The organism is Peribacillus sp. FW305-BF15 (assembly GCF_058783805.1).
This window is the reverse complement of sequence record NZ_JBYSYV010000013.1, coordinates 30579-51915: the sequence shown is the minus strand read 5'-3', so window position 1 is coordinate 51915 and position 21337 is coordinate 30579. Positions and strand designations below refer to the sequence as shown.

Below are 21337 nucleotides of genomic sequence, written 5' to 3'. Positions count from 1 at the left end.
GGCAGATTATACGTTCCAGGGTTCTTTTGAAGCGAATAAAAAAACTGCCCGGAGTCGGAATAAGGCCTTGGCCTTTTCTTCCAATATCCGGGCAGTCCTATTATGATCTTTTATTGAAGGACTTGCATGACTGCTTTAACTGATTCAACAGATTTTGAAAGTGCCGCTTTTTCGCCTTCAGTCAAATCAAGTTCGATGATTTGTTCAATGCCGTTTGCACCAAGCACAGTCGGCACTCCAAGGTAAATGCCTTCAAATCCGTATTCACCTTCGAGATAAGCGATTGACGGAAGAACGCGACGTTGATCTTTAAGGATCGCTTCAGCCATTTCCACCAGGGATGCAGCCGGTGCATAATAGGCGCTTCCGTTTCCTAGAAGGTTTACGATTTCCCCGCCTCCAGTGCGGGTACGAGCCACTATTGCTTCTAAACGATCTTGAGGGATCAATTTTTCCAAAGGAATTCCGCCTGCATAAGAGTAACGCACTAGAGGAACCATATCGTCTCCGTGTCCGCCAAGTACGAATCCAGTTACATCTTTAACGGATAAGTTTAATTCTTGAGCCACGAAAGTGCGGAAACGAGCTGTATCAAGAACACCTGATTGTCCGATAACGCGTTCTTTAGGGAAACCGGATTCTTTGTATACAGTATAAGTCATTGCATCTACAGGGTTAGTCAAAACGATGATTGTTGTATTAGGGGAATATTTAACGACTTCTTTAGTTACTGATTTCATGACTTTTTGGTTAGTTTGAACTAAGTCGTCACGGCTCATGCCGGGCTTACGGGCAATACCGGCAGTGATGATCACCACGTCGGAATCAGCTGTTTCTGCATAGTCGGATGTACCGATGATGTTAGCATCGAAACCTAGAACAGGTCCTGCTTCCGCCATATCAAGGGCTTTACCTTTTGTAGGGTTTTCAGCTTGCGGAATATCAACTAAAACGATATCACCAAGCTCTTTTTGAGCTGCCAGGAATGCTGCTGTAGCGCCAGTGAATCCAGCACCTACAACTGTGATTTTTTTACGTTTAGACATGTTATTTCCTCCTTAAAATATATAAATACTTTTGGAATACTTTTAACATCCTCTGAAAATATATATAAGCCTCCTGGAAAAGCAGCCCGTTCAGGCACTTTTCCAGAAAGCATATAATGAATTATTTAAGGTTTTTGATAAGCTCGTCAGCGAACTCAGAACATTTAACTTCCGTTGCACCATCCATTAGGCGGGCAAAGTCGTATGTAACAACTTTAGAAGCGATTGTTTGTTCCACTGATTTAGTGATGCTGTTTGCAGCTTCGTTCCAACCAAGGTGCTCAAGTAAAAGAACGCCTGAAAGAAGAACTGAAGATGGGTTAACTTTATCAAGACCAGCATATTTAGGAGCCGTTCCGTGAGTTGCTTCGAAGATGGCATGTCCAGTTTCGTAGTTGATGTTTGCTCCTGGAGCGATACCGATTCCGCCAACTTGTGCAGCTAATGCATCAGAAATGTAATCTCCGTTCAAGTTCATTGTTGCAACAACATCAAACTCTTTAGGACGAGTCAGGATTTGTTGTAAGAAGATATCGGCAATGGAATCTTTAACGATGATTTTGCCTTCAGCTTCAGCAGCAGATTGTGCTTTGTTAGCAGCTTCAGTGCCTTCAGCATCTTTAATTTTGTCATATTGGTTCCATGTGAACACTTTATCGGCGAATTCTTGTTCTGCAACTTCATAACCCCAAGTTTTGAATGCACCTTCAGTGAATTTCATGATGTTACCTTTATGAACAAGCGTTAATGATTTACGGCCTTCTTTGATCGCATAGTTAAGTGCAGCGCGAACAAGACGTTTTGTTCCTTCTTCGGAAATCGGTTTAATTCCGATACCTGAAGTTTCAGGGAAACGGATGTTTGTAACACCGAATTCATTTTGTAGGAATTCGATTAATTTCTTAGCTTCGTCAGAACCTTTTGCATATTCGATACCAGCATAGATGTCTTCAGTGTTTTCACGGAAGATGACCATGTCAGTGTCTTCTGGACGTTTAACTGGTGAAGGTACACCATCAAAGTAACGTACTGGACGAAGACATACGAATAAGTCCAATACTTGACGCAATGCAACGTTCAATGAGCGGATACCGCCACCGATTGGAGTTGTAAGAGGTCCTTTAATAGCGATTAGATATTCGTTAATGACATCAAGAGTTTCTTGTGGAAGCCATTCGCCCGTTTGGTCAAATGCTTTTTGTCCAGCTAAAACTTCTTTCCATTCGATTTTCTTTTCGCCATTGTAAGCTTTTTCAACTGCTGCGTCTAGAACGCGGGATGCTGCAGCCCAGATATCAGGACCGATTCCGTCTCCCTCAATATAAGGAACGATTGGGTTGTTTGGTACGTTAAGAACACCGTTAGTAACTGTGATTTTTTGGCTTTGTGTCATGTCTCTTACCTCCGATTCAAATTCAAAGGTTAGATGGCCTGCCATTAAATAAAGCAGAACCACTAACCTTTTTTACTCACATCTATTAATTTACTACAAATTCGATGAAATAAAAAATGATTTTCGAAAAAACTTTTAATTAGCGGTTTTCAATCGGTACATATTTTTGCATACCTGGTCCAACATACTCTGCACGCGGACGGATAAGGCGGTTGTTTGAATATTGCTCAAGGATATGAGCGATCCAGCCTGAAGCACGGCTTACAGCAAAGATTGGTGTAAATAGGTCATGCTCGATGCCTAAACTGTGGTATACGGAAGCAGAATAGAAATCCACGTTCGGCGGAAGATTCTTTTGACCGGTTACGATTTCATGAATTTTGATGGACATATCATAATATTGAGGTTGCCCAGTAAGTTCAGTCAGTTTTTGTGACATTTCTTTAAGGTGTTTAGCACGAGGATCACCTTTACGGTATACACGGTGGCCAAAGCCCATGATTTTTTCTTTATTGGCTAATTTTTCGTTGATATATGGCTCAACGTTATCAACTGAACCAATATCTGTAAGCATTTTCATGACTTGTTCGTTAGCCCCGCCGTGAAGTGGGCCTTTTAAAGCGCCGATGGCAGCAGTTACACCAGAATAGATATCAGCTAATGTAGCCACACAAACGCGTGCAGTGAATGTAGAAGCGTTTAATTCATGGTCAGCATGAAGAACCAATGCTTTGTTGAATGCTTCTTCTTCGATTGCCGTTGGTTCATTACCGCTTAACATATATAAGAAGTTAGCAGCAAAGCTTAAATCTGTACGTGGAGCAACAGCTTCTTTCCCTTGACGGACGCGAGCGAAAGTTGTTACCAATGTAGGGATTTTTGCTTGGATGCGGATTGCTTTACGATAGTTAGCTTCTTCACTCATTACATCTGCTTCTTCATCATAAAGACCAAGAAGGGATACTGCGGTGCGAAGAGCTCCCATTGGATGTACTTTATCAATTGGGTATGTTTTGAAGTGATTAACCACTTCAGCTGGAATTTCAGCATTTTCAGCAAGTTGTTTAGTTAATTCTTCTAGTTGGCTTTTGTTCGGAAGAGCTCCGTGCCATAAAAGATAGATTACTTCCTCGAATGTTGCGTTCGAAGCCAGATCATCGATGTCATAACCTACATACGTTAATGTGTCATCGATAATGGAGCTTACTGATGAAGTTGTTGCTACCACACCTTCAAGACCTTTTGTTGCTGTCATACTAAATCTCTCCTTTTCCTAGATATTCCCCTATGCCCTTGCTATTAGCGTATAAATGTAGCGCTTCCAAGAAATTAGCTATTGTAAACAACCATCTATTTTTTAGCAGATGACATACATCTTCTATTGGAAGCGTTCACAGAATATGACCCTAACAATAGTAAAATGTACGATAATCTTTAATAAGAAATTCTAAAAATAATGCTTGTAGCTATTCCTAGTGAGCGCTTGCTCAATAACTACATCTTTTTTTAAGATTCCTCAAAAATATCAATGATATTCTGAATCCCAATTTTAATAAATCAGAGCAGTTACATGATTATTATAAACAATAAACACTTTTTTGGGAATGAAAAGCACTTAAAATGTGAAAAAATTATTATTTTATTAGAAAAATTAGCTCCATATTCTCTTGCTTTATTCATGCGTTTAAAATCGTTTTTTTCAAAAAAAATGTCCCAAAGCAGAATAAACGAAACATTAAATAGAAAATTTACATTTCCAGTACTGACGGGCTTTTCTCCAATTAGCCACTCGCTTCATTTAAAAAAATTGAAGATCTGCATGCATAAATAAGCAATTCCTGCCCCGATTAACGGGCCGACAGCCACACCTTTGAATAAGGCGACCGCAAGAATCGTCCCAAATACAAGAGCCGTGGTAATGTGCGGATCATGCGACAGCAGTGTAATCCCATTTTTTGCTATGAGTGCAACGGCTATTCCGGATGCAAGTGCAATCCAGGCATAAGGGGATTTTATCGCGTCTCCTAGTTCCTTGAATCCAATCGCCCCGTTTGCTATGGGAATGAGTACGGAGATCGTGATGATCGTGACGCCCAGGTTGATTCCTTTCGCTTCCAGGTATGGAAACACTTTAGCGTCAAGGCCAATCAGTTTCATGCTTAAAAGAAAACCCGCAGCCATGATCAGTGAGGTATTTTTCCCAAACCAGCCGATTGCAGCAAGCAGAATTAAAAATACGACAGGACCGTTGATCATTATCCCTTCACCTTCTTCCTTCTGTTTTTTGTTATTTTAACATAACAAACTCCCTAGTTCTTGGGAGAAAAATGATTTAAGGAACTATGCATCTGCAGAAAAAATTCAAAACGAAAGATGAAAGAATCTTTCCTTTCTTTTCCATCATCGTTACAATTATAATACAAACTTAATGGTTGAAGGAGGATATGACTTGAATCCGGTATATATGTATCGTTTCATTCGTTCTTTACTGGTCGTCGGAGGGATAATATTAGGTGGAATTGCCTTGTTTTATTTATCTAAATATACATATCCATTCATCATTGCCATGATCATCGCTTTCTTGATGAATCCCCTGGTCATTTTTTTCGAAAGGAAAGGGCGGCTGCCACGGGGGTTGGCTGTATTCGTTTCCCTTTTACTCATTTTCCTTTTATTTGCGGGTCTTATCACCTTACTCGTCACCGAGATCATTTCAGGGACCAATTACCTTGCCGGAGTCATCCCGAAACACATTGAAACCATCGTGGATTATATAGAAACATACATCGCTACCACCGTCATCCCTTTATATAATCAAATAGCTGCCATGTTCAATAATTTGGATACCGAACAGCAAGACACAATCCTCAAGAATATCCAAAATATCGGTGAATCCATCACGACGGGAGTAAGCGGCTTCATTCAAGCCTTCTTGAAGAACATCCCCACAATCATCGGATGGTTTCCAACTACAGCAACGGCACTCCTTTTTACTTTGCTTGGCACATTCTTCATCAGCAAAGATTGGGATACCTTCGGCCGCATGACCGGAAAAGTGTTGCCTGATAAGATTTTTGCGGGAGCAAAGCGTTTATTCAGGGATTTAAAACGGGCTTTATTCGGGTTCATCCGGGCACAATTCACTCTTGTTTCATTGACGACTGTCACGATTTTAATCGGATTTCTCATTTTAGGGGTGAATTATTCAATTACCATTGCCCTGATATGCGGACTGGTCGATATCATTCCCTATTTGGGGACAGGTACGATTTTCATTCCTTGGATCATATTTGAATTCATTGCCGGGAATACAAGTCTCGCAATCGGTTTGTCCGTCCTTTACATAATCGTCGTTGTCCAGCGTCAGCTAATAGAGCCAAAAGTACTTTCATCCAGTATTGGTTTGGATCCGCTTGCCACTCTCATCGCCTTGTTCATCGGATTCAAATTGATCGGTTTCCTAGGTTTGATTGCAGGACCTGTCGTACTTGTCATATTCAATACACTTCAGCGCGCCCATGTCTTCAAGGCCATATGGACTTTCATCATCGGGGATACAAAGAAAACCACTTAAGGGAATCCAGACATCCATTAGCATTCACTCTATTCCACTTAAAAATCCGCCTCGGTTACAAGGCGGATTTTTGGTTTTAAACTAGAATTATTTCGACGTCTCGAATTGTTCTGTTTCAGTAGAACCTGCAAGTGCTGTTGTGGATGATGTTCCACCAGAAACGACTTGTGCCACTTCATCAAAGTAACCCGTTCCCACTTCACGCTGATGGCGTGTTGCTGTATAGCCATCCGGCTCACTAGCGAATTCCGCTTGTTGAAGCTCAGAGTATGCAGCCATGCCGCGTTCTTTATAACCAAGAGCAAGGTTGAACATGCTATGATTCAATGAATGGAAGCCTGCAAGTGTAACGAATTGGAATTTATAACCCAATTTACCCAATTCCACTTGATAATTGGCAATCTCTTCATCACTTAATTTCGCTTTCCAGTTAAATGATGGGGAACAATTGTAAGCAAGCAATTTACCTGGGAACTCTGCATGGATGGCCTCGGCAAAGCGGCGAGCATCCGCTAGATTAGGTTCAGAAGTCTCACACCAGATAAGGTCGGCATATGGCGCATAAGCAAGGCCTCTTGCAATTGCTTGGTCAAGACCTGCATTCGTGCGGTAGAATCCTTCTGGAGTCCTTTCACCAGTGATGAATGGTGCATCGACCGGATCAATATCATCCGTGATCAAATCTGCAGCATCAGCATCCGTACGGGCAATCAAGATGGTCGGTGTACCCATTACATCTGCTGCCAATCGGGCGGAAACTAAATTACGTACTGCCGTTTGGGTAGGAAGAAGGACTTTACCGCCTAGGTGACCGCATTTTTTCTCGGAAGAAAGCTGGTCTTCGAAGTGAACGCCAGCCGCTCCAGCTTCGATCATGCCTTTCATTAATTCAAAGACATTAAGGGAACCGCCAAAACCTGCTTCAGCATCCGCCACGATTGGAGCGAACCAATCGATATCATTTTTCCCTTCAGCAAAGCTGATTTGGTCTGCACGCTGAAGTGTCTGATTAATGCGTTTAACGACTTGCGGCACGGAGTTGGCTGGATATAAACTTTGGTCAGGGTACATTTGCCCTGCGATGTTAGCATCTGCCGCCACTTGCCAGCCGCTTAAGTAGATTGCTTTCAAACCGGCTTTCACCTGCTGCATGGCTTGGTTACCGGTCAATGCTCCTAATGCATTGATGAAATCCTCTGTTTTTAATAGATTCCATAGTTTTTCGGAACCGCGGCGTGCCAATGTTTGTTCAATATCGATGGAACCTCTCAGTTTAATGACTTCCTCGGCCGTATAAGGACGTTTAATACCAGTCCACCGTGAGTCATTTTCCCAGCTTTGTTGTAATTTTTGCGCTCTCTCATTCATCATCATTATTTCCTCCTATTTCATATTATATATTTTGAATATTAAGCTAATTTTCCATATGCCGCGTTAGTTAAGAAATCTGCAAAGTCATCCGCTTCAATCAATTGTTCAAATAGTTTAGTAGACTCTTCAAACTTTCCTGATTTGAAAGTTTCTTCCCCTACTTCCGATTTAATGACCGCCAATTCTTCTTCTTTGATTTGATGGAATAATTCCTCGGTTATTTTCCTGCCATCTTCGAGAATGCCTTTTGGATGACGGATCCATTGCCAGACTTGAGCCCTTGAAATTTCAGCGGTTGCAGCATCTTCCATTAAGTTATTGATAGGTGCCGCACCTCTGCCGCTTAACCATGAGGCGATATATTGGATGCCTACATTAATATTCGTCCTCAAGCCTGCCTCTGTGATCGTTCCTTCCGGTACAGCCAGCAACTCCTGTGCCGTTACATGGACATCTTCCCGTTTCCGGAAAATTTGATTCGGTTTTGGGACGAGCAGGTCAAAAACCTCTTTTGCCGTGCTTACCATACCTGGGTGGGCAACCCATGTTCCATCATGACCGTCTCTTGCTTCGCGTTCTTTATCTGCCTTAACTTTCGCAAAAGCCTCATCGTTCTTAACCGGGTCATTTTTAACGGGAATTTGCGCGGCCATCCCGCCAATTGCAGGAGCATTACGGCTGTGACATGTTTTGATCGCCAGTAAGGAATACGCCCTCATGTTCGGGACGGTCATCGTGACCTGCTGTCGATCTGGGAAAATGACATCATCCGAGTTACGGAATTTTTTCAGGAAACTAAAGATATAATCCCAGCGGCCACAGTTCAGGCCTGCCGAATGTTCTTTCAGCTCGTACAGAATTTCGTCCATTTCGAATGCAGCAAGAATTGTTTCTATCAAGACCGTTGCCTTGATGGTTCCTTGCGGGATTCTCAAATCGTTCTGTGCATATACGAATATTTCATTCCATAATCTTGCTTCGAGATGGCTTTCCATTTTCGGTAAGTAAAAGTATGGACCGCTTTGTTTTTCGACCAATGCTTTTGCGTTGTGGTAAAAGTACAGTCCAAAGTCAAAAATGCTGGCTGATATAGGCTGTCCATCCAAAAGGACATGTTTTTCCTCCAAATGCCAGCCGCGTGGCCTTACCTTTAGCACAGCTGTTCTTTCATTTAATTCATACACTTTGCCATTTGGATTTTTAAATGATATGGTTCCGCGGATTGCATCGCGCAGATTCAATTGGCCATCGATGCAATTCTCCCAAGTGGGTGAATTGGCATCTTCAAAGTCCGCCATGAATACATTGGCACCTGAGTTCATGGCATTTATGATCATTTTACGATCAACAGGTCCAGTGATTTCAACCCTGCGGTCCTGCAAATCATTCGGGAGGGGCGCAATCGTCCAATCACTTGCACGAATATGCTTCGTTTCTTCAAGGAAATCAGGAAGCATGCCTTGATTCAGTTCTTCCTGAACGCTTTTCCGCCGTTCTAGAAGTTCTGCCCTTCTTCCACTGAAATGACGTTCCATTCTTTCGATGAATTGAAGAGCTTCCGCTGTAAGTATTTGTTCATATCCTGGCTTAATGTTGCCTGTAATCTGTAAGCCTTTTGCTTCCGTAATCATGTTGCCTCTCCACACCCTTTCCAACTCTTTTTATGTTATAATACAGATGTTTTATTTCCTGTTTGTATTATATAACACGTTGTATAAATTTGTCACCAGTTTTTTCTAAAAAATCTAAAAAAAGATTTTTTTGGCATGGAAAATCCTTATTTACCAATGTTTCCAAGGGTTAATCATTTATAAATCCTGTTATGATACACATTTCATTCTCGTGGATATCATATCATCATTCAATGGTGAAACAGGGAGCCATTTGTAAAGCAAAAAAGCACCCCATAAAAAAACGGGATGCTGTTGCGTACCTTTTTCAAAGACCAAAAAGGCTGCCTAAAAGCTTACGCCTTTAGACAGCCTTATATTATTTATGCCGAATGATGGTAACTTTCCCTTTATTCATCCTGTTCATGATAAACCGGATAACAATCGGTTTGAGGAGATTCCGGGTTGGCGGAAACACAAGGATCAATCCCATGATATCCGAGATGAGCCCAGGGGACAGCAACAGTGCAGCTCCGATAAAGATACAGATTCCATCAATGATTTCATTTCCTGGCATCATTCCGTAACGAATCTGTTCCTGTGCCTTTTTCCACGTCTCCATCCCTTGCCGTTTAGCCAAATAAGCTCCGATCAAACCTGTGGCTACAATCAGGAACAGCGTTGGCCAAAAACCAATCAGATTGCCTGACAGCAAAAGGACAATAATTTCAACGACCGGCATCGCAATGATAAACATTAAAAAATATTTCATCTTCATTCCTCCTGCACAGCCCATTTCTGGTGCGGTACATCCATCTTACCTCATTGGCAAGGAATCAGCCAAAATTTCGTTTTACAGAACGTTTGCATGTCCATCATAAATGACTCCACGACCTGCATCGACCGTTATTCTTTGACCATCCGTGAAAACCTTGGTCGCGTCCTCCGCCCCAACGATTACCGGTATGCCCAATGTGACTCCCACAACAGCTGCATGGCTTGTCAAACCGCCTTCTTCCGTAATCAATGCCGCACACTTTTCAATTGCCGGCATCATTTCGCGGTCAGAACCGATCGTAACCAATACAGAGCCTTCCTTCACTTTTTCCAAAGCTTCCTTGGCATTCTTAGCGATAACCACTTCACCTTTAGCTGATTTCCTGCCGATTCCTTGAGCCTTCAAAAGAACCTCTCCTAACACATGAATTTTCATCAAGTTAGTCGTACCTGTTTCACCTACAGGCACACCGGCTGTAATGACGACTAAATCCCCATGGGAAACTAAGCCGGAATGCAGGCTTTCATCTATTGCGGTTTGAAGCATTTCATCGGTAGTCGTTGCTTTTGGACCAATCTGCGGATAGACTCCCCAAACCAATGCAAGCCCTCTTGTAACATGATCATTGGATGTAACCGCAATGATCGGTGCTTTAGGGCGGTATTTGGAAATCATCCTTGCCGTATGACCGCTTTCTGTAGGGGTGATGATTGCCCCTGCATTAAGATTAAGCGCGGTGTGGGCAACGGATTGACCAATGGCATCCGTGACATTATGACGGTTCACTTTGCTTCTGACTGATAATATATCCCGATAATCAAGGGCAGTTTCAGCACGCGAAGCAATGTTATGCATCGTTTGCACCGCTTCGACAGGATAGGTTCCAGCAGCTGTTTCGCCAGAAAGCATGATTGCATCCGTTCCATCAAATATGGCATTGGCCACGTCACTTGCTTCTGCACGGGTCGGCCTTGGATTACGCTGCATCGAATCGAGCATTTGTGTAGCCGTTATGACTGGTTTCCCGGCATTATTACATTTTTTGATCATTTGTTTTTGGACTAATGGCACTTCTTCTGCAGGAATTTCCACTCCCAAGTCTCCACGTGCCACCATCAAGCCATCTGAAACTTCCAAGATCTCATCAAGACGGTCCACGCCCTCTTGATTTTCGATTTTAGGGATGATTTGAATATGTTCCGCACCATTTTGCTGCAATAATTCACTTACTTCAAGCACGTCGGAAGCCCTGCGTACAAATGAGGCAGCAATGAAATCGATACCCTGTTCGATCCCAAAAAGGATATCCTGTTCGTCTTTCTCCGTTATGCCAGGCAGGTTAACCGAAACTCCTGGAACATTGACGCCTTTTTTGTTCTTAAGTGTACCGCTATTCAAGATTTTCGTATGGATTTCTTTTCTGACCTCATCAATCTTCAACACTTCAAGCCCGATCAATCCATCATCCAAAAGGATTTTAGATCCTGGGTGAACATCATGCAGAAGCCCTTCATAGGTAATGGAGAATTTTTCAGGTGTTCCCAGGACTTCATTCATGGAAATAATGACTTCGTTGCCGGCTATAAGCTCCATAGAATCATTTTCCATATTATTTGTCCGTATTTCAGGTCCTTTTGTATCCAACAGGATGGCAACCTGTTTACCCGTTTTTTCGCTCGCTTCTCTTATATTGCGAATTCTAGCTGCGTGTTCTTCATGATTTCCATGAGAAAAGTTAAGCCGTGCTACATTCATTCCCGCCTCTATTAATTGAACCAGCTTTTCTATACTTTCACTTGCGGGGCCAATCGTACAAACAATCTTGGTTTTACGCATAGTGTCATCCTCCTTTAAGGAAAACTACTCGCCGCCTGTCCACTTCTTGAAGACAGGGGGCGCAGTGTTTTATGTCTTCTTTTAAATACCCATTACTAAAAAGCGATTCCTATCGGTCAATAAAAATGATTAAATGGATAGCTCAGCGGATAATTCATACATTTTCTTGTCAATTGTATGCGATTTAGCAAGAGCTTCGATGATATCATAATCAACAAGTTGGTTTTGTTCGATCCCGACTGCCCTGCCCCCTTTTCCTTCTAGAAGCAATTCAACGGCTCTTGCCCCAAGACGGCTTGCCAATACCCGGTCATTTGCAGAGGGAGATCCCCCGCGCTGAACATGGCCCAGGACCGTTACACGAGTTTCAATTCCTGCTTTCGCCTCAATACTCCTGGAGATATCAACGGCACTTCCAACACCTTCGGCTACAATGATGATACTGTGCTTTTTCCCTCGGTCATGTCCGCGGTTCAGCTTTCCAATTAAATCATCTATTTCATATTCATATTCAGGACAAAGAATCGTTTCAGCTCCGCCAGCCAATCCAGCCCAAAGCGCAATATCGCCGGCATCTCTTCCCATCACTTCAACCACATAAGTCCTCTCATGAGAAGTGGCCGTATCCCGAATTTTATCGATAGCATCGATGACTGTATTCAGGGCCGTATCGAAACCAATCGTAAAGTCCGTGCCCGGTATGTCATTATCAATCGTTCCAGGAACCCCGATACAAGGGAAACCCCTTTCCGTTAAAGCTCTCGCCCCGCGGTAAGAACCATCGCCACCAATTATGACAATGCCCTCGATACCATGTTTATTCAATTGTTCAATCGCTTTAAGCTGGCCTTCCTCCGTCTTAAATTCCGGACAGCGAGCCGTATGTAACATCGTGCCGCCTCTATGAATGATATCCCCGACCGACCCAAGTTCAAGCTTTTTTATATTGCCATTTATCAGACCCTGATAGCCATGATAAATACCGAAGACCTCCATTTCATGAAAAATTGCTTTCCGGACAACTGCTCGGACTGCCGCATTCATTCCTGGAGAATCTCCTCCACTTGTCAATACACCTATTCTTTTCATAAATGTCACCTCTCTACAGCACTAATCAATTTTAAGCTTCGCTATATCATTGTACCCTTTTTCAAGCTTCAATAAGCAGTAACTGTTTCACTTATGCATACTTGATGTTATAAGCCTAACCGATTCTCTTCAGAAATTGAAGTAAAATGGTGTGAAACTTTACATTCTACACACAAACCATATTCTTTACTCGTTTCGGTAATGCATATGCACGAATGAAGGATGAAAAAACGTGTTGCCCCAGGCAGCACGTTTTTCCTTTTCCAAAATGTGTTTATGAATGCTGTTCCACTTCCTTAGGTTCGCCCTCAGGTTGTTGTTTTGCAAATTCATATTCACCGATTTTCTTGAATTTCATATAACGCTGGTTGATTAGATCATCACTATTCAATGGCAACAGTTCATTGAATGAACGTTTCAGGATTTCCTTGATGGCTTCTGCCTGTAAATTCGAATCCCGATGGGCGCCGCCCCTCACTTCAGGAATGATCTCATCGATGACTCCTAAGCGGTTTAAGTCGGGAGCCGTAATTTTCATCGTTTCCGCAGCCCTCTTAGCCTGAGAGGCATCCTTCCACAGCAAGGCTGCAGCCCCTTCAGGGGAAATCACGGAATATGTTGAGTTCTCAAGCATGAAAATTCGGTCTCCGACGCCAAGCGCCAATGCACCGCCGCTTCCGCCTTCACCAATGACAATACTGATGACCGGCACCTTCAGCCCTGCCATTTCGAAAAGGTTTTTCGCAATGGCTTCACTTTGCCCGCGCTCTTCAGCAGCTTTACCAGGGAAAGCTCCCTTCGTATCAATGAAACAAATAATCGGCCTGTTGAATTTTTCAGCCTGTTTCATCAGACGCAAAGCTTTTCGATAGCCTTCAGGATGGGGCATGCCGAAGTTACGACGGATGTTTTCCTTCGTATCCTTCCCGCGTTGATGACCGATGACAGTCACGGCAAGTCCATTGAATTCTGCGATTCCAGAAACAATCGCTTCATCATCCCCATAATAACGATCTCCATGAAACTCGATGAAGTCATTGAATAACAGCGGAATGTAATCAAGCGTCGTCGGACGGGCTGGATGCCGGGCAATCTGAACACGATCCCACGGTTTAAGATGGTTGTAGATATCCACTTCCAGCTTCTCTAAACGCTTTTCCAATGTTTCGATTTCTGCTGTAAGGTCTACATCAGCATCCTTCGAGATTGCCTTTAGCTCTTTAATTTTATTTCTCAGGTCCGTAATGGGACGCTCGAACTCTAATTCGTAAATCATAACCACTCACCGCCCGGGGCATGGATTTTAAGGATCGTCGTCAAGGTTTCCTTCATTTCCGTACGTTTGACGACCGCATCCAATTGACCGTGCTTCAACAAGAATTCAGCCGTTTGGAAATCTTCAGGAAGCTCTTCACGAATCGTCTGCTCAATGATTCTTCGTCCCGCAAAACCAATAAGTGCTCCAGGTTCGGCTAGATTAATATCACCAAGTGACGCGAAACTTGCCGAAACCCCGCCTGTGGTAGGATGGGTCATCATTGATATGATCAGTCCGCCTTCATTGCTGAACATCTTGAGTGCTGCACTTGTCTTTGCCATCTGCATCAAGCTCAAAACACCCTCCTGCATGCGGGCGCCGCCAGATGCCGTAAATATGATGAACGGAATCTTCAATTCACCAGCACGTTCAATGGCACGGGTAATTTTTTCGCCAACAACGGATCCCATGCTTCCCATCCGGAAATTCGAATCCATGATGGCAGTTGAAACTTGGTAGCCATTGATGCTTCCGACTCCTGTGACAACCGCCTCATTAATCTTGGCTTTCTTTCTATCTTTTTCCAGTTTTTCTAAGTAATCCGGAAAATCAAGCGGGTTAACGGAAATCATTTCTTTATCAAATTCATTAAAAGTGCCTGCGTCGAATAAAAATTCGATGCGCTCATGGGAAGACATCGGATGATGGTACCCGCAATGCAGACAGACTTTCTTGTTTTTCACCAATTCTTTTGTATACATGATTTTTTTACAGCCGGTGCACTTTGTCATGATTCCTTCTGGTACATCTTGTTTCTCCCGATCTAAAGGAACCGTTGCATATTTCTTCTTAGACTTCGCAAATAGCTCTTTAAGCAAGCTTAATCCTCCCTTTACCACCAATTATCTATTTTATGATACTTGGTACAAACTATATCAGAAATAAAATTAGTATCGTGTAAAAAGGTGTCATTCGCCCTTCGACATATTTCTAATTCTAATAAGATACGTTTCGATGGCTTTTTCTTCATCACGTTCGAGCAAATATGTAAGAAGTGCCAGATAGTCTTCTTTTTTCACATTACCCTGTACCATCTCTGATGTTCTAGCATAGCTGTTGACAATGCGCCAAATTCTTTCCAGCAATCGATTGCGATTCAAAATGGCAATTCTTAAAAAGAAATCATCATCATGAAACATATCCGCTTTGACCCAGGCCATTAATCTTTTGATGTCCTCAGCCGTAGCGAAAAAGGCGACGATCCGCAAACAGTCTATTTCAATCAGCCTTTTCGTCTCAGACAAATCTTCTTGTACTTTTTTATCTTGCAAAAAAAAGGTTCCCAGAAGCTCGACTAGCTTATGCTCCTGGAAATCCCTGATAAACGTCCCTTCACCACGCCTTGTTTCTATTAAGCCTAATAGCTCTAAGGCACGCAATGCTTCACGGACAGAGGAACGCCCAACATTAAAACGATCCGATAACTCCCGTTCTGATGGGATTTTATCTCCCGGCAGGAGGCTGTCCGCTTCAATCATGCTACGTAGGCTCTCAACGACATCGAGATAAATTTTGGATGAAGAAGTACGACCTGCCAAATTAATTATTCCTCACTTTTTCCAATGATCGCTAATTTCTTTGTTTTTTCTTTAATTTCCTCTGGATCTACATTGATTCTAGCTACTCCGGTTTCCATCGCTGCCTTGGCAACAGCAGCCGCAACGGCAGGTGCCACCCTCGCATCAAATGGAGCAGGGATCACGTAGTCCTCGTTCAACTCATGCTCCTGTATTAATCCAGCAATGGCTTTTACTGCAGCAACCTTCATTTTTTCATTGATATGAGTCGCACGTACATCCAAGGCCCCTCGGAAAATCCCTGGGAAAGCAAGGACGTTATTGACCTGATTCGGGAAATCCGAACGGCCAGTTCCAACAACCTTGGCACCCGCTGCTTTTGCATCTTCCGGCATGATTTCCGGATCTGGATTAGCCATCGCGAAAATGATCGCATCCCGATTCATCGAAGAAACCATTTCTTTTGTCAATGCACCTGCGGCAGAAACTCCTATAAATACATCAGCGTTTTCAATGACAGATTCCAAAGGCCCTGAAACCTTATTTCGATTGGTCACTTTCGCCACTTGTTCTTTTGTATCATTCATACCTGTCGAACGGCCCTCATAAATGGCACCCTTCGTATCACACATGATGATGTCGCGAACTCCATAGCTATAAAGCAATTTAATGATGGCAATGCCCGCAGCGCCTGCGCCATTCGCTACCACTTTAATTTCTGACATTGATTTATTCACCAGTCGTAACGCGTTCACAAGACCGGCAACAGTAACAATGGCTGTACCGTGCTGATCATCATGGAAAACAGGAATATTCATTTCTTTTTTGAGTCGTTCTTCAATTTCAAAACAATTTGGTGCGGCTATGTCTTCTAAGTTCACTCCACCGAAAGTCGGTTCGAGTAATTTAACGGTCTCTACAATTTTGTCCACATCCGTCGTTTTTAAACAAATCGGGAAAGCGTCCACTCCGGCGAAACTTTTAAATAAAACGGCTTTTCCTTCCATGACCGGCATAGCAGCTTCCGGACCGATGTTTCCAAGTCCCAAAACAGCCGTTCCATCAGAAATGACGGCAACCGTATTTCCCTTCATTGTATAGTCATAAACGGTTTCCGGCTTATCGTAAATATCTTTACACGGTTCTGCGACACCAGGAGAATAAGCCAGGCTTAAATCTACTGCGTTCCTAACCGGCACTTTCGAAACTGTTTCTAATTTTCCTTGATTCAAGCGGTGCATATGTAATGCTTCTTCTCTTAATGTCATAGTTTCACTCCTAAAACAAATTGGGTAACCCATTATCTTATATGCTGAAATTATGCTGAAATCTAGTGGTCAGACCACAGCGGCCTGTTTTCAATATAACATAACTATTAAAGTTGTAAAACAGTTATTCTTTCTTGTAAACCACATTCCCTTTTCCCACCAAGTCAAATAATGCCTGCATCAGTCTATCTGTAGGATTGACCCAATCCCAATAAGATAGCTGTACATAGCGGTTTTCCCTCTCGTAAAAAAGCATGACCTTGGTTTCACCGCTATGCTGCATTAAAATTTTTTTTATTTTTTGCAGTGTATCCTTCGTTTGCTTGCCAGCCTCAATTTTCAGGAATATCGTGCCGTTTTTTTCCTCTTTCATCTGCTTCACTTTTTCAAGCGGGTATACGCTCCGGATCAGCAGCTGTGTTTTTCCATCCCGCTCTTCCAATGTCCCTTGCAGCATAACGAGTTGTCCATGATTCAAGTCGGCAGAGTGGTTTTTATAAACATTTGGAAAAACGACCGCTTCAATATCCCCCTCTTCATCACTGACGCTCAAGAAAGCCATCACATCGCCCTTTTTTGTCCTTATGGTTTTAACCGACGTAATGTAAGCGCCAAGTAAGACTTTCGATTCCTTTATATTAATAGCTTCATCTATAGTCAAACAGCCGAAGTGCTGAAAAAGTTCTCTGTAGCTTGTCACAGGATGATTCGATAGATAAAGCCCCAATGCGCTTTTTTCCAACGAGAGTTTGTCCTCGATTGGGATAGGATCGACCCGGTGGTATTTCGGTTTGAGTGAAAACTCGCCATCCGAAAACATATCGAATAGGTCATCATCCGGATTAACCAATTCCGTATGATTGATCGCTACGTCCAAGCTCGCCAACAATGTTGCCCGGTCTTCACCGAATTCATCAAATGCACCTGAATGGACAAGCGCCTCCAACACTTTTCTATTTACGATTTTCCCCGAAACGCGCAAACAGAAATCGAATAAATCTGCGAACTTCTTCTGACGCCTTGCAGCGAAGATATCTTTTAGGACCGTCCCGCCTATCCCTTTTATGGCTCCAAGGCTATAACGGATCCCTTCCTTTTCCGGTAAAAACGGGTAACCGCTCCGGTTAATCGAGGGAGGCAGAACCGCTATCCCTTTCTTTTTTGCTTCTCGGATATATTGCGAAATCTTTTCATCATTCCCGACAACCGATGTCAAAAGTGCTGCCATGAAATATTCCGGATAGTGGGTTTTCAAGTAACCCAGCTGATAAGCGATGAAGCTATACGCCACCGCATGACTTCGGTTGAATCCATAGTTAGCGAAGCGGACAATCAAGGAATAAATCTCATCTGCCGTTTTTTCGGAGTATCCTTGTTTCAATGCGCCGCTCACGAAATGCTGCCGCTCTTGATCCAGAACATCCTTCTTCTTCTTCGAAACGGCACGTCGGAGCAGGTCAGCCTCCCCTAATGAAAACCCGGCTAAACGGGAGGCGATTTGCATGATTTGTTCTTGATATACGATGACCCCATATGTAGGCTCGAGGATATCCTTCAAATCCTCGTGAAGGTAATCAATCGAAGCAAGTCCATGTTTTCGCTCGATGAACAGCGGTATATTTTCCATCGGACCTGGACGATATAGGGCATTGACCGCAACGATATCCTCGAATCGGTTCGGTTTCAGCTTGATCAAAACCTTTCGGATGCCATCCGATTCAAATTGGAACACCCCGGTTGTTTCGCCTCTGCCTAAAGTGGCCAGCGTCTCGGGATCATCCATCGGAATATGGGACAAGTCGAGCTTTTTCCCTGTTCCTTTTTTAATGTTATTTAAAATATTATCGATGAGCGTTAAATTGCGGAGTCCAAGAAAATCCATTTTAAGAAGTCCCAGTTCTTCGAGAAGGTCCATTGGATATTGAGTCAGGTGGATGCCGTCATGCCCTCCCTGAATCGGGATATGCCCGGTCAGTGCCTGGTCACTGATGACGACGCCGGCGGCATGTGTCGAAGCATGGCGAGGCAGCCCTTCAAGCAATAACGCGGTTTGAAATAGTTTTTGATTCAGGTCACTCTCATTAACGAATTCCCTAAGTCTTTTCGATTCCTTGAAAGCCTCGGGAAGCGTGATGCCCAGACGGCCTGGAATCATTTTCGATACCGCTTCCTGTTCCTTTGAATTCAGGCCGAAAACACGTCCTGTATCCCTTAACGCAGCCTTGGCAGCCAATGTCCCGAATGTAATGATCTGTGCTACATGAAGTTCCCCGTATTTCTTCGCGACATAGGCAATCACTTCTTCACGGCGGTTATCCGGAAAGTCAATGTCGATATCCGGCATCGAGACACGTTCCGGATTCAGGAAACGCTCGAACAGCAAGGAATGTTCGATTGGATCGACATCCGTGATCGACAGCACATAAGCGACCATCGATCCTGCGGCCGACCCCCTTCCTGGACCAGTCAGGATTTGGTGGTCCTTAGCGAATTTCATGAAGTCCCAAACGATTAAAAAGTAATCGCTGAATTTCATCTTGGTGATGATATCCAATTCATATCTTAGTCGCTCTTCATATTGAATGGATGGCTCCGGCACTCTTTTCTTCAGCCCTTGGAAGCAGATGGCTTCGAGCATTTCTTCGGCTGTGGCTCCATCTTCAGTAGGGTACTTAGGAAGAAGTGAACGATGAAATGGAATTTCCAGATTGCATTGCGCGGCAATATGCAGTGTATTTTCGAGTGCATCCGGTCTGTCATGGAATAGTTCTGCCATCTGAGACCGGCTTTTCAAATAAAATTGATCGGATTCAAGAACCGTATGCGTCTCATCCGCCAGCTTGTCGCCATTTCCGATTGCCAATAAGACTTCATGAGCGAGTGCATCGCTTTCGTTCAAATAATAAACTGGATTCGTCGCGACAATCTTTATCTCTAAATCTCTCGCCAACTGACTTATGGCTTCGTTACTTTTTTCCTCATCCGCAATCGACAGTCTCTGTATGGATACATAAAAGTTATCATGACCAAAAATTTGCAGAAATCGCCCTGCTGCCTGTTTGGCTTCTTCAGGGTTTTCTTCTCTCAATAGCGTTTCTATTTGCCCCTCTGCACCTGGTGTGACTGCAATCAAACCCCCGGAATAGGCTTTAAGCCAATTCATTGGAATGCCTGACGGGGATTTCGTTTTTATGGCACTGCTTATTTTAAGCAGGTTTTGATATCCTTGCAGACTCTTTGCCAATAAAAGAAGTCCATGTGGCGATTCCCGTTCATCAAGGACATCCGCAAGTATGCCGATGATCGGCTTTATGCCCTGCTTTTTGCATTCTTTATAAAAATAGACCGAACCGTACATAACATTTCGATCGGTTAAGGCAAGACTTGTACAGCCATCCGCTTTCGCTTTGGCCACAAGTTCAGTGATCTTCACCGTACTTGTCAGCAGGCTGTATCCGCTCTGAATATGGAGATGAGTATACACGTTTTTTTCTCCCACCTTTGTAAGGCATGTTTCTTTTCATTATAGTGTTTATTTCAAAAAAAGAAAATATGTTCTCATTACCAATGCAATTTAACCTCCTGATTTCCGGCGACTATCATAATACCTCTGAACATCCCATATAAATGGAATAGAAGAATATCAAGCAAAAAAGGATGATGATATATGAATGAAGCCTTTGTTCCAGCCTTCCTCAACAGCTTTTTCATATCGCTTGGCGTATTGCTTGGCGGCTCGATAATCGGGGGCCTCGCCGCGTTTTTTACTGGACAAGCCCCGATGACGACTGTATTCCGGCTGTCGGACAGCCTTCGTATTTGGGCGATTGTCGCTGCGATCGGGGGAACTTTTGATATGGTCTATAATTTTGAACGCGGTATTTTCCACGGGGAAACGAAGGATATAGTCAAGCAGGTCCTATTGATACTCTCTGCACTTGGAGGGGCACAGACAGGAGCACTGATCATCAACTGGTTCACGCAGGAGCATATTTCACCATGAGGATTCCTCCCTATCACCGGACTCCCACCTGGCAGCGTTTTTTTGCCGGGGCCGCACTTGGCGGATTGATCAGCTGGGTGATTTTCTTTTATATGCATGGCGTCCAGCAGGAGAAGCAGATCCGGTCCCTTCACGAACAAAGAGAAGAAATCAAGGATTTAAACGGGAAAATCGCAATTTGGGAGCAGGATTATAAAAAATTGAACGAGAAAAACGAGGAAATCCTGACGATTCAGGAAGTGGAAGTAACGATCACGAATGAAAAATACAGTCTGGATCAGTTGAGTATTGCAGAAGCGGAGGATGTGATTGAGGACGACCTATCCTCTCTTCTCGCCAAAGATGTCGCCAGTGTCTATGACGGAAAAGTGCTGTTGAAAAAGTCGATAGAAAATAAGATCATGACCATCAATAAAAAGCGCTATCGACTTGAAGTCGTTGAAATCATGTTTTATACGAAAATGAATATAGAAATCAAACTAAAAAGGACTACTTCTTAAGGATAGGTGAATAACCACCGAATTTAAAAGACCA

At 43.3% G+C, this 21337-nt stretch carries 17 protein-coding genes; 3 read left to right on the top strand and 14 right to left on the bottom strand.

The window, feature by feature from the left end; translation table 11 throughout:
* Positions 1-110: 110 nt before the first annotated feature.
* The 4 genes from mdh to AC3WLU_RS15340 form a co-directional block, all read right to left on the bottom strand.
* Positions 111-1046, bottom strand: coding sequence for a malate dehydrogenase (gene mdh / locus AC3WLU_RS15355; protein WP_034309103.1), 936 nt, complete (start codon positions 1044-1046; stop codon positions 111-113).
* Positions 1047-1167: 121 nt separating this feature from the next.
* Positions 1168-2484 (bottom strand): NADP-dependent isocitrate dehydrogenase, encoded by a 1317-nt coding sequence (gene icd / locus AC3WLU_RS15350; RefSeq protein WP_413010421.1) that lies wholly within the window; start codon positions 2482-2484, stop codon positions 1168-1170.
* A 94-nt stretch (positions 2485-2578) separates the two neighbouring features.
* Positions 2579-3694 (bottom strand): citrate synthase, encoded by a 1116-nt coding sequence (gene citZ / locus AC3WLU_RS15345; RefSeq protein WP_413001864.1) that lies wholly within the window; start codon positions 3692-3694, stop codon positions 2579-2581.
* A 539-nt stretch (positions 3695-4233) separates the two neighbouring features.
* Positions 4234-4695, bottom strand: a complete 462-nt coding sequence (locus AC3WLU_RS15340) for a DUF441 domain-containing protein (RefSeq protein ID WP_034309113.1) — start codon at positions 4693-4695, stop codon at positions 4234-4236.
* A 193-nt stretch (positions 4696-4888) separates the two neighbouring features.
* On the opposite strand from AC3WLU_RS15340, the gene ytvI reads away from it, so the two are divergent.
* Positions 4889-6013 (top strand): sporulation integral membrane protein YtvI, encoded by a 1125-nt coding sequence (ytvI, locus tag AC3WLU_RS15335; protein ID WP_063575499.1) that lies wholly within the window; start codon positions 4889-4891, stop codon positions 6011-6013.
* Positions 6014-6100: 87 nt separating this feature from the next.
* On the opposite strand, the gene aceA is transcribed toward ytvI, so the two are convergent.
* The 10 genes from aceA to dnaE all read right to left on the bottom strand — a co-directional run bounded on the left by aceA (position 6101) and on the right by dnaE (position 20284).
* Positions 6101-7384 (bottom strand): isocitrate lyase, encoded by a 1284-nt coding sequence (gene aceA, locus AC3WLU_RS15330; protein ID WP_034309118.1) that lies wholly within the window; start codon positions 7382-7384, stop codon positions 6101-6103.
* Positions 7385-7422: 38 nt separating this feature from the next.
* Positions 7423-9015 carry a malate synthase A gene (gene aceB, locus AC3WLU_RS15325; protein WP_492597510.1) on the bottom strand — a complete coding sequence of 531 codons (1593 nt, stop codon included), beginning with the start codon at positions 9013-9015 and terminating at the stop codon, positions 7423-7425.
* 358 nt (positions 9016-9373) lie between these two features.
* Positions 9374-9766, bottom strand: coding sequence for an FxsA family protein (locus AC3WLU_RS15320; RefSeq protein WP_034309123.1), 393 nt, complete (start codon positions 9764-9766; stop codon positions 9374-9376).
* Between the two features lie 81 nt (positions 9767-9847).
* The gene (gene pyk, locus AC3WLU_RS15315; protein WP_057276708.1) at positions 9848-11608 is read right to left on the bottom strand and encodes a pyruvate kinase; all 1761 of its coding nucleotides are present in this window, start codon (positions 11606-11608) and stop codon (positions 9848-9850) included.
* A 129-nt stretch (positions 11609-11737) separates the two neighbouring features.
* Entirely contained in the window at positions 11738-12697 is a 960-nt protein-coding gene (pfkA, locus tag AC3WLU_RS15310; protein WP_336058945.1) for a 6-phosphofructokinase, read from the bottom strand.
* Between the two features lie 274 nt (positions 12698-12971).
* Positions 12972-13973: an acetyl-CoA carboxylase carboxyl transferase subunit alpha gene (gene accA / locus AC3WLU_RS15305; protein WP_034309128.1), complete on the bottom strand. Its 1002-nt coding sequence runs from the start codon at positions 13971-13973 to the stop codon at positions 12972-12974.
* Positions 13970-14833 (bottom strand): acetyl-CoA carboxylase, carboxyltransferase subunit beta, encoded by an 864-nt coding sequence (gene accD, locus AC3WLU_RS15300; protein WP_492597509.1) that lies wholly within the window; start codon positions 14831-14833, stop codon positions 13970-13972. Before accD ends, accA begins: the two co-directional genes overlap by 4 nt.
* 90 nt (positions 14834-14923) lie before the next feature.
* On the bottom strand, positions 14924-15553 hold the full coding sequence (locus tag AC3WLU_RS15295) for a FadR/GntR family transcriptional regulator (RefSeq protein ID WP_095679822.1): 630 nt from the start codon (positions 15551-15553) through the stop codon (positions 14924-14926).
* Positions 15554-15558: 5 nt separating this feature from the next.
* Positions 15559-16800, bottom strand: a complete 1242-nt coding sequence (gene ystJ / locus AC3WLU_RS15290) for an NADP-dependent malic enzyme (protein ID WP_057276709.1) — start codon at positions 16798-16800, stop codon at positions 15559-15561.
* Positions 16801-16924: 124 nt separating this feature from the next.
* Positions 16925-20284 (bottom strand): DNA polymerase III subunit alpha, encoded by a 3360-nt coding sequence (dnaE, locus tag AC3WLU_RS15285; RefSeq protein WP_492597508.1) that lies wholly within the window; start codon positions 20282-20284, stop codon positions 16925-16927.
* 183 nt (positions 20285-20467) lie between these two features.
* On the opposite strand from dnaE, the gene ytrH reads away from it, so the two are divergent.
* On the top strand, positions 20468-20803 hold the full coding sequence (gene ytrH / locus AC3WLU_RS15280) for a sporulation membrane protein YtrH (protein WP_034309135.1): 336 nt from the start codon (positions 20468-20470) through the stop codon (positions 20801-20803).
* Positions 20800-21303 carry a sporulation membrane protein YtrI gene (ytrI, locus tag AC3WLU_RS15275; protein WP_098863985.1) on the top strand — a complete coding sequence of 168 codons (504 nt, stop codon included), beginning with the start codon at positions 20800-20802 and terminating at the stop codon, positions 21301-21303. Before ytrH ends, ytrI begins: the two co-directional genes overlap by 4 nt.
* The last annotated feature ends 34 nt before the right edge of the window (positions 21304-21337 follow it).